Below are 14,648 nucleotides of genomic sequence, written 5' to 3' on the forward strand. Positions count from 1 at the left end.
GGCTGGACCCATGGCCGTCCAGCTTTCCCCGTCTCCCTTGCTGGGCAGTGGCGCCGCTGCGGCGCTGACACTGGGGGCGCTGGCCTGCGTGCAGCTGCCGCGGCTGCCGCCGCTGTGGGTCTGCACGGTGATGATCGTGCTTGGCATGGCGGGGTGGGGCCTGCGTTGGCGGGGGCGCCTGCCCGCGGTCGTGCTGCTGGGCGCCGGATGGACGGCGATGCACGGGCACTGGGCAATGCAGGAACAGCTGCCGCCAGGCCAGCCAGCACGGGATGTGGTGGTCAGTGGACGGGTCATCGACCTGCCGGACCATGGAGCCGCGCACACCCGCTTCCTGCTGCAGGTCAGCGAGAACAGCGAACTGCCATCGCTGCGCGGCAAGCGCCTGCAGGTCACCTGGAACGATGCCTGGCGTGCCGCTGATGGCACCGACGCCGGGCGTGGGCGCCATCAGGTCCTGGCCGGCGCGCAGTGGCATCTGGCCCTGCGCGTGCGGGCGCCGCGTTCGCGGATCAATCCCGGTGGTTTCGACGGTGAACGCCATGCGCTGCTGCGCGGCGTGGCCGGCAACGGCACGGTGCGGGCGCCGGCCAGTGCGCGTGAGCTTCAGGCTGCACATGGCCTGCCGGCATGGCGTGAACGCACCAGCGCCGCCATCGCCGTGCAGGTGGCCCATCCGGCTGCGCGCTTCGTGCAGGCGCTTGCCCTGGGCGATACGCGTGGCCTGTCCGACGCCGATTGGGATCAGTTGCGGGCGCTGGGCCTGACCCATCTGGTGGCCATTTCCGGGTTCCATGTCGGGGTGGTGGCGGGACTGGGGGCGTTGCTGTGCCGAGGGCTGTGGTGGCTGTGCCCGCTGCTGGGCCGGCATTGGCCACGCCCCCAGGCGACGGCCTGCGCCGCGGCCCTGTCCGCAGCGGGCTATGCGGTGCTGGCCGGCGGTGAATTGCCGACCGTGCGCACCGCACTGATGATCGGGCTGGTGGCGCTGGCGCGCAGCGGGCGGCGCCCACTGGGTCTCGTGCAGGGGCTTGCCCTGGCGGCGCTGGCGCTGCTGCTGCCGGCGCCCCTGTCAGTGCTGTCCGCGGGTTTCTGGCTCAGCTTCGGCGGCGTCCTGTGGCTGGTCTGGTGCCTGCCGCAGGGACGTCCGCGTGGGGTGGTCGCCAACCTGCGCGGGTTCCTGGCCGCACAAGGGGTGGCCAGCGTCGGCCTGTTGCCGCTGGGCATCGCCTTGTTCGGTGGCACCGCCTGGCTGGGGCCGCTGGTGAACCTGCCGGTCATCCCGTGGTGGACATTGCTGGTGGTGCCCTTGTCACTGCTGGGCACCGCCCTGCAGGTGCTGCATGACGGCGCCGGGTGCTGGGCGTGGCGTGCAGCGGCGTGGTTGTTCGAAATCAGCTGGCAGGCCCTGCAGCCACTGGCGGCGCATCCACAGGCGATGTGGTGGTTGGCCGAGGCACCGGCCTGGGCAGTGCCGGCGGCGCTGCTGGGCGTGTTCTGGTGGCTGCTGCCACGCGGTGCCGGGGGCGGGCTGGCTGGCCTCCTGCTGTGCCTGCCGCTGCTGTGGCCATTTCGCGAGCGGCCGGCCGAGGGGGAGCTGGAGCTGCTGGTACACGACGTCGGGCAGGGCACGGCGGTGTTGTTGCGTACCGCGCGGCATGCGCTCTGGTACGACGTGGGACCGCCGATCGGGGGTGAGGGCAGTGAGCGGGTCCTGGTTCCGTCATTGCGGGCGCTGGGGCAGGCACGGCCCGACCGCGTGCTGATCAGTCACGACGATCTCGATCATGCCGGCAACCTGCCGAGCCTGCGCCTTCAGTTGCCGGAGCTGCCCCTGTTGGCGCCGCCGGGCAGCGCGATTGCCGGGGCCGGGCGCTGCCAGCGCGGCCTGCGCTGGCGCTGGGACGGCGTCGACTTCCAGGTGCTGCACCCGGATGCCGGCAGCCAGCGGGCCGGAAACGAGGACAGCTGCGTGCTGCGCGTGGCCAGCGCGCATGGTGGGGTCCTGTTGCCCGGGGACATCGGCCGCCCGGCCGAACAGGCGCTGCTGCGGGCGTCTCCGGCGGCGCTGAAGGCGGATGTGGTGCTGGTGCCGCACCATGGCAGCGGCGGCAGCTCCAGCGCGCCCTGGGTGGCGGCGGTGTCAGCCCGGCTGGCGCTGGTTTCGGCCGGGCACCAGAACCGCTTCGGCCACCCGCGCCGGGACGTGGTCCGGCGCTGGCAGGCGCAGGGAGCCGAGGTGGTGTCCACTGCGGAGTCCGGGGCGATCCGCGTATGGCTTGGCGCACAAGGGCTGCAGCTGCGTGAACAGCGTATCCATGCATCCCGGTGGTGGGATGCCGCTGGGCGGGCGCGGTCGGCTGTTATCCTATCGCCGATCAAACAAGCGGCCGTTGGGCCGGAGGGTTGAAACGTGTGGGAACTGGTCAAGGCCGGTGGCTGGCCGATGGTGCCGCTGCTGCTGTTGGGCGTACTGGCTTTGGCGATCATCCTGGAGCGTTTCTGGTCCCTGCGGCGGACTGAAGTGCTGCCGCCCGGCCTCGGCCAGGAAGTGCGCAACTGGGCCGCACGCGGCAAGCTTGACCCGGCGCACCTGCAGACCCTGCGTGCCAACTCGCCGCTGGGGGCATTGCTGGCGGCCGCGCTGGAAGCCCGCAATCGTCCGCGCGACCAGATCCGCGAGCGCATCGAGGACACCGGCCGCCACCTGGTGCACCGCATGGAACGTTTCCTCAACGCGCTGGGCACCATTGCCTCGGCCGGCCCGCTGCTGGGCCTGCTGGGCACCGTGATCGGCATGATCCAGATGTTCCTGGGTATCCTCGACCATGGGGTGGGCGACGTGAACCAGCTGGCCGGCGGTATCGGCAAGGCGCTGGTGTGCACCGCCACGGGCATGATCGTGGCCATTCCGGCACTGATGTTCCATCGCTACTTCAAGGGCCGCATCCACGGCTACGTGGTGGAAATGGAGCAGGAAGCCAGTGCCCTGCTGGACACACTCGACGGTCGCCCCGGGGTGATGAACCCGGTCGCGCCGGCGCGACCGGCCAACGCCGCTGCGGCGAAGGCCTGATCGATGCGTATTGGCAATGACCGCTCCCAGGATGAACCGCATATCGATCTGGTCCCGCTGATCGACGTCATCCTGGTGCTGATCATCTTCTTCGTGGTCACCACCACCTTCGATGCGCGCTCGACGCTGCAGGTGCAGCTGCCCACCGCCAGCCAGCAGCCCAACAACGAGCCGCCGCGTTCGCTCAGCGTGCTGATCAACGCCGAAGGCCGTTATTTCATCAATGACCAGGAAGTGCTGCGCAGCGACGTCGAGTCGGTCAAGCAGACCATCGCGTCCGTGGCCGGCAGTGACCGCAGCCAGCCCGTGCTGCTGCGCGCCGACGCACGCACTCCCTACCAGGCCGTGGTGACCGCGCAGGACGCGCTCGGTCAACTCGGTTTCCGTCGTATCGCCATTGCAACTGCGCCAGAGGTGCGTCCATGAGTTCCCATCACGCGCCGGTGTGGCCGATCTACAAACGTCTGCTGGGCTACACCCGCACCTACTGGGTGTTCATGGTGGGCGCGGTCATCGCCATGGTGGTCGAGGCCCTGGCCGGCTACCACTTCACCAAGCTGATGGAGCCGCTGGTCAACGAAGGTTTCGTCGACCCGCAGCCGCGCGCGGCCGTGGTGCTGCCGCTGACCATCCTCGGCCTGTTCCTGATGCGCAGCGTGGCCACCTGGGTCAGTGATTACACGCTGGCCAAGACCGGTCGCAGCGTGGTCCGCGACCTGCGTGAGCAGGTGCTGCAGAAGTACCTGCACCTGCCGTCGTCGCACTTCGATACCGAAGCGACGCCGGTGATGGTCAGCCGCCTGAACTTCGATACCGAGCAGGTCACCCAGGCCAGCGCCGACGCGCTGAAGACCGTGGTGGCCGACACCCTCACCATCATCGCGATGCTGGCGGTGATGCTGCAGATGAGTGTCAAGGTCACCCTGGCGATGCTGCTGGTGGTGCCGCTGATCGGTGGCATCGTGTCCTACGTGGGCAAGCGCTACCGGCGCATCAGCCGTGGCATCCAGGACGGCATGGGCACCATGGCGCAGACTGCCGAGCAGTCGCTGGCCGCGCAGCAGGAAGTGAAGGTGCACGGCACCCAGCAGCATGAGATCTCGCGCTACTCGCGCCTGGCCAACCGCATGCTGGCGCTGAACATGAAGGTCGAGGTCACCCGCGCCGCCGCCTCCAGCGTGGTGCAGTTCCTGGCTGCACTGGCGCTGGCGGTGATCGTCTGGGTGTCGACCCGCGAAGCCCTGGCGGGCCGGCTCAATGCCGGCCAGTTCATGGGCCTGATGACATCGATGATGGCCATCATTCCATCGCTGCGCCGCCTGACCAGCGTACAGACGTCGATTTCGCGCGGTGTGTCCGCTGCCGAGCGCCTGTTCGGCATCCTCGACATGCCAGTGGAGCGCGACCAGGGGCAGCGACGCGTGCAGCGCGTGCGGGGCGAACTGGCGTTCGACCACGTCATGCTGCGTTACCGCGAGGACAGCGGCATCGCCCTGGACGACATCAGCTTCGTTGCCAGGCCAGGCACGGTGACGGCCATTGTCGGCCGTTCCGGCAGTGGCAAGACCAGCCTGATCCGGCTGGTGCCACGCTTCTACGAGCCCAGCGGCGGTGTCATCACCCTCGACGGCGTGGCACTGGACGACTACCCGCTGGCCGACCTGCGCCGGCAGGTGGCAATGGTCGGGCAGAAGGTCATGCTGTTCGATGACACCATCGCCGCCAACATCGCCTATGGCATGGAAGCGACCGACGAGCAGATCCGCGCGGCGGCCGAGGCCGCCAACGCGTGGGAGTTCATCGCACGCATGCCGCAGCAGCTGCAGACCCCGGTGGGCGAGAACGGCGCGCTGCTGTCCGGTGGCCAGCGCCAGCGCCTGGCCATTGCCCGCGCGATCCTGCGCGACGCCCCGATCCTGATCCTCGACGAAGCCACTGCGGCGCTGGACAACGAATCCGAGCGCCTGGTGCAGGACGCGCTGCAGCGCCTGATGCCCGAACGCACCACGCTGGTCATCGCGCACCGGCTGTCGACCATCGAGCATGCCGACCAGGTACTGGTCATGGATCACGGCCGCATCGTTGAACGCGGCACGCACAAGGAGCTGCTCGAACTGGGCGGCCTGTACCAGCATCTGCACAGCATGCAGTTCCGCGAAAGGCAGGACTGATGGCCGGCAAGGGCACCCAGACCCCGCCGTACTGGTATGACGGCACCCCGGTTCCGTGGGCGATGCGCCTGCTGGCGCCGCTGTACGCAGGTGTCACCGGACTGCGCCGGCGCGCCTATCGGCGTGGCTGGCGCAAGCGCCACTCGCTGCCGGTGCCGGTCATCGTGGTCGGCAACATCACCGCCGGTGGTACCGGCAAGACGCCGCTGACGATTGCCCTGGTCGAACGCCTGCGTGCGGCCGGCTGGAAGCCGGGCGTGGCCAGCCGCGGCTATGGTCGCGAAGACGCCGACAAGCCGCTGTGGGTGCAGGCCGACACGCCAACCGCGAAAGGCGGTGACGAGCCGGTGCTGATCGCCTGGAAGACCGGCGTGCCGGTGCGCGTGGACAGTGATCGGGTTGCTGCGGGCAAGGCGCTGATCGAGGCCGGCTGCGATGTGATCGTCTGCGACGACGGTTTGCAGCACTACCGGCTGGCGCGCGACATCGAGATCGAAGTGGTCGATGCCCAGCGTCGCTATGGCAATGGCCGGATGATTCCGGCCGGGCCGTTGCGCGAGCCGGTCAGCCGCGCCAGCGAGTGCGATTTCCGCGTGGTCAACCTCGGCCAGGCCGATGAGGAGACTGCGGCGCAGGCCTGTGGCTTCGGCCAGTGGCCAATGGCCCTGCACATCGACAGTGCGCAGCCGCTGGCCGGTGGCCGCGCGCGCCCGCTGGCGTACTTCAAGGGCCAGCGCGTGCACGCGGTGGCCGGCATCGCCCATCCACAGCGCTTCTTCGACATGCTGCGCGCGCGCGGGATCGGCGTGGTGCCGCATGCATTCGCCGACCACCAGGCCTACCAGCCGCAGGACTTGTCCTTCGGCAGCCAGCTGCCGGTACTGATGACCGAAAAGGATGCGGTGAAATGCCGGGCGTTCGGCAACGACTGGCACTACGCGGTTCCGCTGCGCGCCGAGTTGCCCGCCGCGTTCTGGGTGGCGCTGACCGATCGCCTGGACAAGCTGCGACCGAACTGAGCGGCGCCGCGGCGCTTGCATTCACGCGCCGCTGGCCGCATTCCCGTTGTAACGAGCCTGCCGAGAACCGCCCGCATGACCGAATTCGTCGTCGCCATTCCGGCCCGCTTTGCCGCCTCGCGGCTGCCGGGCAAGCCGTTGCGCCCGCTGGGCGGTGAGCCGCTGGTGCTGCATGTGGCGCGCCGCGCGCTGCAGGCCGGTGCCCGCGAGGTCTGGGTGGCGACCGACGACCAACGCATTTCCGGTGCGCTGTCCGGGTTGGCCGAGGTGAAGGTGGCGATGACCGCGACCACGCATGCCTCGGGCACCGATCGCCTGGCCGAGTGCGCACGCATTGCCGGCTGGGCCGATGACACGGTGGTGGTCAACCTGCAGGGCGACGAACCGTTCGCGCCGGCGACCGGCATTCGCGCGGTGGCAGATGCGCTGGTCGCTGGCACTGCGCCGATGTCGACGCTCGCCACGACCGTCGAGGACGCGCACACCCTGTTCGACCCGAACGTCGTGAAGCTGGTGCGCAACGTGCGCAACGAGGCGATGTACTTCAGCCGCGCGCCGATCGCCTGGCACCGCGACGGCTTCGCACGCAGCCGCGACACGCTGCCGGACGGCCACCACTGGCTGCGCCACATCGGCATCTACGGCTACCGTGCCGGTTTCCTGCAGCAGTTCGCCGCGATGCCGCCGGGCCAGCTGGAGCAGGTCGAATCGCTGGAGCAGCTGCGCGTGCTGGAAGCGGGCTACCCGATCAGCGTGGCGATCTCGCCCGAGCCGTTCCCGCCGGGCATCGATACGCCCGAGGACCTGGAGCGCGCCGAGGGGCTGCTGCAGGCGATGGCCGCGCGATGAGGCTGCTGGTCGTCTGCCTCGGCAACATCTGCCGTTCGCCGATGGCCGAAGGGGCGCTGCGCGCACGCCTGGATGCCTCGCCGCTGGCCGGGCGGGTGCAGGTCGATTCGGCCGGCACGGGCGACTGGCACGTGGGCGAGCCGCCGGACCGCCGCGCGATCGCCTGCGCGGCCGGGCACGGCGTGGACATCGGCGGCCTGCGCGCACGCCAGCTGCAGGCCGTGGATTTCGAACGTTTCGACTGGATCCTGTGTGCCGACGAGGCCAACCTGCGTGATGCCGGGCGCCTGGCGACGGCGGCCCAGCGTGAACGGCTGGCGTTGTATCTGCCCTGGTCCGGCGGGCAGGGGCGGGTAGCCATCCCTGATCCCTACACCGGCGGCAGCGATCATTTCGAACAGGTCTGGTCGCTGGTCGACGATGCTGCAAAACGTGCGGTGGCACGACTGTTGCATGACGCCGACTCCGGCATAATCAGGTCATGAACGTCCAGCCCGTCCCGGACCTGCCCGAATTCGCCACTTGGCTCAATGCCACCCCCTGCACCCTGACCGAACTGCGCGGCCGGCCGGTCGCGCTGCTGTTCGTCAATGCGGCCTCCGCCTGGAGTGCGCAACGCCTGGCCGAGTTCGGCCAATGGCTGTCGCGCCACCCGGGCAAGCTGCAGCCGCTGGTGCTGCAGGTGCCGCGTTTTGATTTCGAACGCGATGCCACGGCGGCACTGAAGCTGCTGCGCCGTCAGGGCCTGACCATGCCCGTGCTGCTCGATGCCGACTGGGATGGCTGGCGCCGCTTCGGCGTCACCGCCTGGCCGACCATGGTGCTGCTGGACGCGCAGGGCCGTGAACAGCAACGGCTGGTCGGGCAGGGCGCGCCCGGTGAACTGGAGCGCGCCTTGAACGCGCTGTGCCAGGGCGCACCTTCGGCGCCGCCGCGTGGCGGCAGCGAACTGCATCCGGAACCGCGCCAGGCCCTGCGCTTCCCGCAGGGGCTGGCGGTCAGCACCGAACGTCTGTACATCGCCGACAGCGGTCATCACCGCATTCTCGAATGCAGCCATGGCGGCCGCATCCTGCGTCAGTTCGGCCTCGGCACCGCCGATTTCATGGATGGCAATCTCGCCGAAGCGGCGTTCCACCGCCCGCAGGCGCTGGTGCTGGAGCGCGATTCGCTGTACGTCGCCGATACCGGCAACCATGCCGTGCGCCGCATCAATCTGCTGACCGGCATCGTCGACACGCTGTGCGGCAACGGGCGACCCGGCGCGCCGGTGGAGGGCCCGGTGGCGCAGGCGCGGCAGGTCTCGCTGGACCATCCGGTTGGCCTGGCCATCGCCGACAACCAGCTGCACATCGCAATGGCCGGCGACAACCGCATCTGGAGCTACCACCTGGGCCAGCGCAGCCTGCAATGGCGCGCCGGCAGTGGTTCCATCGACGAGCGTGATGGCAGTGGCCATCTGGCTGCCTTCGCGCAACCGACCGCGCTGGCCGTGGTGCAGCAGGTGCTGTACGTCGCCGATGCGTTGGGATCCTCGATCCGTGCACTGCAACTGCGTGGTGACCTGGTGCAGACACTGGTCGGGCAGGGGCCGTGGCGCTTCGGCAGTGAAGACGGCCCGCGCGCGCAGGCCAGCCTGCAGTTCCCGCAGGCGATCGCACTGGGCGCGGACGCCCCGCTGCTGTGGATCGCCGACACCGGCAACGGTCGCCTGCGCACGCTGCGCCTGGGCGGCGGTGAACTGACCACCCAGCCGCTGCCGCGCCGCCTGCACGGCCCGGCTGGCCTGGCCGTGGGCGCAGGTGCGGTGTGGATCGCCGAGACCGACGCCCATGCCGTGCTGCGATTCGACCCCGACAGCGGCGTGCTCAGCGAAGTCCCGATCAGCGAATGACCGACGTTCCCGCCCCGGCCTTCGACGGCAAGGCCTTCGCGGCCCAGCTCAGCACTGCCCCCGGCGTGTACCGCATGTACGCGGCCGACGACACCCTGCTGTACGTGGGCAAGGCGCGCGCGCTGCGCAACCGCGTCGGCAGCTATTTCAACGGCAGCCCGAAGAACGCGCGGATCATGTCGATGATCTCGCAGATCACGCGCATGGACGTGACCGTGACGCGCTCGGAAGCCGAGGCGTTGCTGCTGGAGAATCAGCTGATCAAGTCGCTGTCGCCGCGCTACAACGTCTCGCTGCGCGACGACAAGACCTACCCGCATGTGCTGCTGACCCGCGAGGACTGGCCGCGCATCGCCCTGCATCGTGGCCCGCGCGCCATTCCCGGCCGCTATTTCGGGCCGTATCCGGGCGTGACCGCAGTGCGCGAAACGCTGAACCTGATGCACAAGCTGTTCAAGCTGCGCAGTTGCGAGGACAGCGTGTTCCGCAACCGCTCGCGGCCGTGCCTGCAATACCAGATCGGCCGCTGCAGCGCGCCCTGCGTGGAGCTGGTGCCGGCGCCGGACTACGCCGAGTCGGTGCGCCGCGCTGCGCTGTTCCTGGAAGGCAAGAGCGACGAACTGACCCGCGAGCTGGGCGAGCAGATGCAGGCCGCCAGCGAGGCGCTGGAGTTCGAGCAGGCTGCGCGCCTGCGCGACCTGATCTCCTCGCTGCGCAGCATGCAGACCCGCCAGTACGTGGACGGCCGCGCCGCCGACCTGGACGTGCTGGCGGTGGCCATGCAGGGTTCGCAGGCCTGCGTGCTGCTGCTGGCCTTCCGCGATGGCCGCAACCTCGGCACCCGCCCATTCTTCCCGCGCACCAACGGCGAGGAGAGTCCGGAGGAAGTGCTGGCCGCGTTCGTCTCGCAGTACTACATCGAATTCGAGCCACCGCGCGAGATCCTGCTGGATCGCGAGATTCCCGACGCCGATCTGCTGGTCGCCGCGCTGTCCGCCTCGGCCGAGCGCAAGGTGCAGTTGAAGTGGAACGTGCGCGGCGAGCGTGCCGGCTACGTGGAGCTGGCCAGTCGCAACGCGCAGCTGACCCTGGCCACCGAGCTCAACAGCCGCAACGCGCAGCACGCGCGCAGCGACGCACTGCGCGAGATGCTGGGCCTGGCCGAGCCGGTCAAGCGGGTCGAGTGCTTCGATATCAGCCATACGCTGGGCGAGGCCACCGTGGCCTCGTGCGTGGTGTTCGACGCCGCCGGTCCGGTGCGCGCGCAGTACCGCCGTTTCAACATCAGCGGCATTGAGCCGGGCGACGACTATGCCGCCATGCGCCAGGCCATCGACCGCCGTTTCCGCCGCGCGGTGGAAGAGCAGGGCGTGCTGCCGGATGTGCTGCTGATCGACGGTGGCGCCGGCCAGTTGGCGCAGGCGCAGGCCGCGCTGGCCGACCTGGGCGTGGAAGGCGTGCTGCTGGTGGGCGTGGCCAAGGGCGTGGAGCGCCGCGCCGGCCACGAAGCGCTGGTGATGCCCGATGGCCGCGAGCTGCGCCCGGGCGCGGCCAACCCGGCGCTGCAGTTCATCCAGCAGGTGCGCGACGAGGCGCATCGCTTCGCCATCACCGGCCACCGTGGGCGCCGCCAGAAGGCACGGATGACCAGCAAGCTGGAGGATATCCCCGGCATCGGGCCGCGCCGCCGCGCCAGCCTGCTCAAGCATTTCGGCGGCCTGGTGGGCCTGAAAGCCGCTGGTGAAGCGGAAATCGCCAAGGTGGAAGGCATCAATGACGCCCTCGCGGCACGTATCTACGCTAACCTGCACGGGTTGGCCACGCCCGATGCGGCCGAGTAGAGAGAGAAGCACGCAAGCATGAAGTTGACCCTGCCCACCTGGCTGACGTTGTTGCGGATCGTGATGATCCCGGTGCTGGTGCTGGTGTTCTACCTGCCCTACACCTGGACCAACTTCGCTTCGGCGGCGATCTTCGGCCTGGCCGCGATCACCGACTGGCTCGACGGCTGGATCGCACGCCGTTACCAGCTGGAGTCGGCCTTCGGCGCCTTCCTCGACCCGGTCGCGGACAAGCTGATGGTGGCAGTGGCGCTGTTCCTGATCGTGCAGGGCCATCCGACGCCGTGGATGGCGTTCTGGGCGGCGGTCATCGTCGGCCGCGAGATTGCAGTATCGGCGCTGCGCGAGTGGATGGCCGAGCTGGGCCAGCGCGCCAAGGTGCGCGTGGCGATGATCGGCAAGATCAAGACCACCGCGCAGATGGTCGCGCTGCTGTGCCTGCTGTATTCGGTGGCCCCCAACGTGCCGGTGGAAGACATCTGGATGGGCTGGCCGGTGTTCCACATCGGCGACTGGACCCTAGCGATTGCCGCAGTGCTGACCCTGTGGTCGGGCCTGCAGTACCTGCACGCCGCCTGGCCGAGCCTGCGCGATGACGAGCGTGCCGCGCGCGAGCGTGCACGGCAGAAGAAGCTGGGCAACTGAGCCCCGGGGTCTGAGCCCCGGGGTCGGACCCCTTTCCGAAGGAAAGGGCTCTGACCCCATCGATGCGCCTATCCACGCATGGCGTGGATCTACTGGAAATGCCGCATCCACGGAGGGGGCGGATCCATCAGTTTGCCGAGACGCCGTAGTAGATCCACGCCATGCGTGGATACGCGGTGCCAGGTGCCTCGGTAGCCCCTCAAAAAGCGCTTGACGCCATTTCCAGAACAGGTAGAATTTCGCCTCCCAAGCGGGAATAGCTCAGTTGGTAGAGCGCAACCTTGCCAAGGTTGAGGTCGCGAGTTCGAGTCTCGTTTCCCGCTCCAGATTTAAGAAAAACGCTCCCGCAAAGGGGCGTTTTTCGTTATGCGCGGCGGTACCCGCGCAGATCAATCATTGTCCTGCGCCGTCGCGCGCCAACGCATGCCGGTGATGCGCGCTTCCTCGCGTGCCACCTGGCGGTCCGCGAACCACTCCTGCACATCACCGGCGAAACTCGCCGGGCGTCCCTTGCCCTGCACGCCCTCGGCAATCGAGGGCAGCTTGGAACGTGCCAGTTCTTCGCGCATGGCCTTCTGCGCATTGATCATCACCGCGTGGATGACGCACACACCGCGGTTGGCCCAGCGGGTGGGGCACCATCAAACAGCGCGCAGCGCCCACAGGGAGTTGGGTGTGTCCTGGCGTCTTGGCTCGGGCGTCGCTCGCGTGGATGCGGAGGGCGTGACGTTGGAAAACGGAGAACGCATCGACGCCGCCACCGTTGTCTGGACGGCCGGTGCACGTGCCAGTGCGTTGACTGCTCAGATTCCTGGCTAGCACGATGCGGTGGGTCGCCTGCATGTGGATCGCACTCTCAAGGCGAAGAGTGTCGACGCGGTGTTCGCCACCGGGGACTGCGCGCATGCCGCCACCGATGACGAGGGCAACGTGGCGATGATGTCCTGCCAGCACGCGATGAACCTGGGGCGCTCCGCCGGACACAGCGCCGCGGCTGACCTGACCGGGGAAGCGATGATTCCGTATGCGCAGCCCAAGTACGTGACCTGCCTGGACCTGGGGCCGTGGGGTGCTGTCTACACCGAGGGCTGGGACGCTAGGTAACGCTGTCCGGCGCTGAAGCCAAGGCGCTCAGGACCCGGATCAACACCGAATGGATCTATCCGCCCACGGGTGAGCGTGCGGAGATCCTGGCGTCTGCAGATTCGCTGCGGATTGTGGTGGCCTGACGGCGCAAAGAAGTCCTGCAAGCAACGTTCTCGGACGGGGGCGTTGCTTCTGCCCGATAGTGGATGCTGTGATCTTTCTCCACCTGGGATCTCGACATGGTCATCGTTGGTGTCAGCTTTGCGGACGGCACCTACCTGTTGGTCGTCGGACAAAACGGTTGTGCCTGGATGCAAGGTGGACGTCGGTGGCGAGTGAACAACGCAGGCAACTTTGAATGAATTGATCGTAGTGCTCGACAGCTGCGCAGAATGTCGCAAATGGTCAGCTGACATGGCAGAGACCTCGGCGTTGTGCGATATCCAGAGCATCGGTAGCGCTTTCGCAAGCGACCTCTCTCTCACAGTGAGTTCAGCCGGGCTTGCCCCTTGGTACAGTTGCCATTGCTGACGTGATGGGCCAGGAAGAACCAAGAAAGTACGAGTTGATGGAGAAGCTGTGTTGGTGGGCCCCTTGCGCTCAGCTGCTTTTCCATCTGCATATTGACTGCACGGCGCAATGCTCATCGCTCAATGGACGGGCGTTGGCATGCCAGCTTCTTTGATATGAATGGACGCCGAAACCTTCTATTCATCTACATCCGGAGTTCCATGATGATTCGACCGCTGGTTGCCGTCGGGATGCTTGTTTTTTCCGTCAATGCGCATGCGACTCCTCTGGGATATGACAAGCAAGCCGAAGTTTCCCTTATTGATGGGCGGCCTGCGATCTGCCTTCCGAAAAAGGCCCGATCACCTTTCCCCATAGGCTGGGCAACGTTGTCTGAAGCCAGTGATCAGAACGATGGGGTCTGGAGCATTGAACTGAAGGATGGTGCTGCACCATTGATGCTGAAACCCGGTGACTGCTTCTCATATGGGCGTGTGCCCAGCTCATACGCTGTCGAACCCTTGAGAGGAAAGGAGAGAGTGTTGGAATTGCGGCCAGGCTTGGCGTACGTGTTCAGGCTGAATTCTTCTGTGCACTCAGCAGAGGCCTATTCGGTGTTGTTCTGCACTGGCCGGAAGCAGACGGAAGGTCGCGAAATTGAATCCATCAAGAAGGTAGACGACAGGACGAGGCAGTCCTCATGCTGATTCATAAGGTCGGAGTCTGATGCGGCGGTCCTTTCGTAGCGCGCGGTGCTTCGTTGGCTGCGATGCATGGTGCGTGGATCAGTAGCGCTCCCTGACAATCCTTGTCATTTTTCTGATAGAGAGGAGCTTCGATCGGGTCCAGCGTAACGTGTAGGCGAACGCTCACTTCTTTAAGATTCTTACGATCGAGATTGACCTCTTTTCTCCCGTCGCAGATCAGTAACTTCCTCAACTCTTCCTTGGAAGAGCTGCTTCGATGAACGAGTTGCTTGCAGTGCTGGGTGAGTCGAAGCTCCTTGATCCCCGCATTCAGAGAAGTAGCGTCTTCGGTTGCATCTCGGACATGTAGATGGAAGCGGTACTCCCCTGAATTGATTGCGCTCTTTCTAGGTTCGTTCTGGAGTGTTAGTCCGACCGTTTCCAGTGGCAGTTTGCAAGCTCCGATGGAGTAATGCACGGGGATGTCTACACGTGATGGCTTGGATTCATCCGGGCTGGATAGATGAAATGCCTTTGTGACAGATCTCGGGCCGGGGATGTTGCTCACAAAGGAAGTTACTCCGCTGCAGTTCAGATCTTTCGCATCTCGTGGTGCATAGTGTGCGACAAGAGTCATGTGCAGCTGTGCCGGCAGTTGGGCTGTCAAGTTGAATGTTCTCGAAGATGCGCGCGTGGTCGTGGAAAGTGCAATTTCCTTGCTGATGACAGCCGCCGTCCGGCATCCCGATGTGATTAATGCCATCGAAACCAATAGCAGTGAAAGGGTGGTGCGGCTGGTTGCCAAGATGAGAGGTCCTGTCGAGGCCCAATGGGTTGTGCGAAGTGACATTCGATAGTGCTGCCAGAGCGA

15 protein-coding genes and 1 tRNA gene are annotated in these 14,648 nt (G+C 66.9%); 14 read left to right on the forward strand and 2 right to left on the reverse strand.

The window, feature by feature from the left end; translation table 11 throughout:
* Positions 1-10: 10 nt before the first annotated feature.
* The 11 genes from ACM0PY_RS07515 to ACM0PY_RS07565 all read left to right on the forward strand — a co-directional run bounded on the left by ACM0PY_RS07515 (position 11) and on the right by ACM0PY_RS07565 (position 11,821).
* Positions 11-2,410 (forward strand): DNA internalization-related competence protein ComEC/Rec2, encoded by a 2,400-nt coding sequence (locus ACM0PY_RS07515; protein WP_180886220.1) that lies wholly within the window; start codon positions 11-13, stop codon positions 2,408-2,410.
* Between the two features lie 3 nt (positions 2,411-2,413).
* Positions 2,414-3,076 carry a MotA/TolQ/ExbB proton channel family protein gene (locus ACM0PY_RS07520; RefSeq protein WP_061478482.1) on the forward strand — a complete coding sequence of 221 codons (663 nt, stop codon included), beginning with the start codon at positions 2,414-2,416 and terminating at the stop codon, positions 3,074-3,076.
* A 3-nt stretch (positions 3,077-3,079) separates the two neighbouring features.
* Entirely contained in the window at positions 3,080-3,502 is a 423-nt protein-coding gene (locus tag ACM0PY_RS07525) for an ExbD/TolR family protein (protein WP_005415977.1), read from the forward strand.
* Positions 3,499-5,247 (forward strand): lipid A export permease/ATP-binding protein MsbA, encoded by a 1,749-nt coding sequence (gene msbA, locus ACM0PY_RS07530; RefSeq protein ID WP_061478481.1) that lies wholly within the window; start codon positions 3,499-3,501, stop codon positions 5,245-5,247. The genes ACM0PY_RS07525 and msbA overlap by 4 nt, the downstream gene beginning before the upstream one ends.
* A complete protein-coding gene (gene lpxK / locus ACM0PY_RS07535) occupies positions 5,247-6,266 on the forward strand; it encodes a tetraacyldisaccharide 4'-kinase (RefSeq protein WP_134972638.1) in 1,020 nt (339 codons plus the stop codon). Before msbA ends, lpxK begins: the two co-directional genes overlap by 1 nt.
* A 75-nt stretch (positions 6,267-6,341) precedes the next feature.
* Positions 6,342-7,115, forward strand: coding sequence for a 3-deoxy-manno-octulosonate cytidylyltransferase (kdsB, locus tag ACM0PY_RS07540; protein WP_111127117.1), 774 nt, complete (start codon positions 6,342-6,344; stop codon positions 7,113-7,115).
* The gene (locus tag ACM0PY_RS07545; protein ID WP_065177369.1) at positions 7,112-7,600 is read left to right on the forward strand and encodes a low molecular weight protein-tyrosine-phosphatase; all 489 of its coding nucleotides are present in this window, start codon (positions 7,112-7,114) and stop codon (positions 7,598-7,600) included. Before kdsB ends, ACM0PY_RS07545 begins: the two co-directional genes overlap by 4 nt.
* Complete coding sequence (locus tag ACM0PY_RS07550; RefSeq protein ID WP_005415983.1) at positions 7,597-9,009, forward strand: NHL repeat containing protein; 1,413 nt, start codon at positions 7,597-7,599, stop codon at positions 9,007-9,009. Before ACM0PY_RS07545 ends, ACM0PY_RS07550 begins: the two co-directional genes overlap by 4 nt.
* Entirely contained in the window at positions 9,006-10,850 is a 1,845-nt protein-coding gene (gene uvrC / locus ACM0PY_RS07555; RefSeq protein ID WP_088497723.1) for an excinuclease ABC subunit UvrC, read from the forward strand. Before ACM0PY_RS07550 ends, uvrC begins: the two co-directional genes overlap by 4 nt.
* Before the next feature lie 18 nt (positions 10,851-10,868).
* Entirely contained in the window at positions 10,869-11,495 is a 627-nt protein-coding gene (gene pgsA, locus ACM0PY_RS07560) for a CDP-diacylglycerol--glycerol-3-phosphate 3-phosphatidyltransferase (RefSeq protein ID WP_005412825.1), read from the forward strand.
* Between the two features lie 250 nt (positions 11,496-11,745).
* A tRNA-Gly gene (locus ACM0PY_RS07565) sits at positions 11,746-11,821 on the forward strand.
* 63 nt (positions 11,822-11,884) lie between these two features.
* Here ACM0PY_RS07565 and ACM0PY_RS07570 read toward each other — a convergent pair.
* On the reverse strand, positions 11,885-12,064 hold the full coding sequence (locus ACM0PY_RS07570; protein ID WP_180895427.1) for a hypothetical protein: 180 nt from the start codon (positions 12,062-12,064) through the stop codon (positions 11,885-11,887).
* A gap of 31 nt (positions 12,065-12,095) precedes the next feature.
* Here ACM0PY_RS07570 and ACM0PY_RS07575 point away from each other — a divergent pair, with 31 nt between their 5' ends.
* The 3 genes from ACM0PY_RS07575 to ACM0PY_RS07585 all read left to right on the forward strand — a co-directional run bounded on the left by ACM0PY_RS07575 (position 12,096) and on the right by ACM0PY_RS07585 (position 13,798).
* The gene (locus tag ACM0PY_RS07575) at positions 12,096-12,314 is read left to right on the forward strand and encodes an FAD-dependent oxidoreductase (RefSeq protein ID WP_258013470.1); all 219 of its coding nucleotides are present in this window, start codon (positions 12,096-12,098) and stop codon (positions 12,312-12,314) included.
* A gap of 9 nt (positions 12,315-12,323) precedes the next feature.
* Entirely contained in the window at positions 12,324-12,599 is a 276-nt protein-coding gene (locus ACM0PY_RS07580) for an NAD(P)/FAD-dependent oxidoreductase (protein WP_456115892.1), read from the forward strand.
* Between the two features lie 716 nt (positions 12,600-13,315).
* Positions 13,316-13,798: a hypothetical protein gene (locus tag ACM0PY_RS07585; protein WP_146205507.1), complete on the forward strand. Its 483-nt coding sequence runs from the start codon at positions 13,316-13,318 to the stop codon at positions 13,796-13,798.
* Between the two features lies 1 nt (position 13,799).
* On the opposite strand, the gene ACM0PY_RS07590 is transcribed toward ACM0PY_RS07585, so the two are convergent.
* Positions 13,800-14,582, reverse strand: a complete 783-nt coding sequence (locus ACM0PY_RS07590; RefSeq protein WP_134970127.1) for a hypothetical protein — start codon at positions 14,580-14,582, stop codon at positions 13,800-13,802.
* Positions 14,583-14,648: the final 66 nt, after the last annotated feature.

This window comes from Stenotrophomonas sp. BR163, assembly GCF_047520985.2.
In the GTDB taxonomy this organism is placed as follows: domain Bacteria; phylum Pseudomonadota; class Gammaproteobacteria; order Xanthomonadales; family Xanthomonadaceae; genus Stenotrophomonas; species Stenotrophomonas sepilia.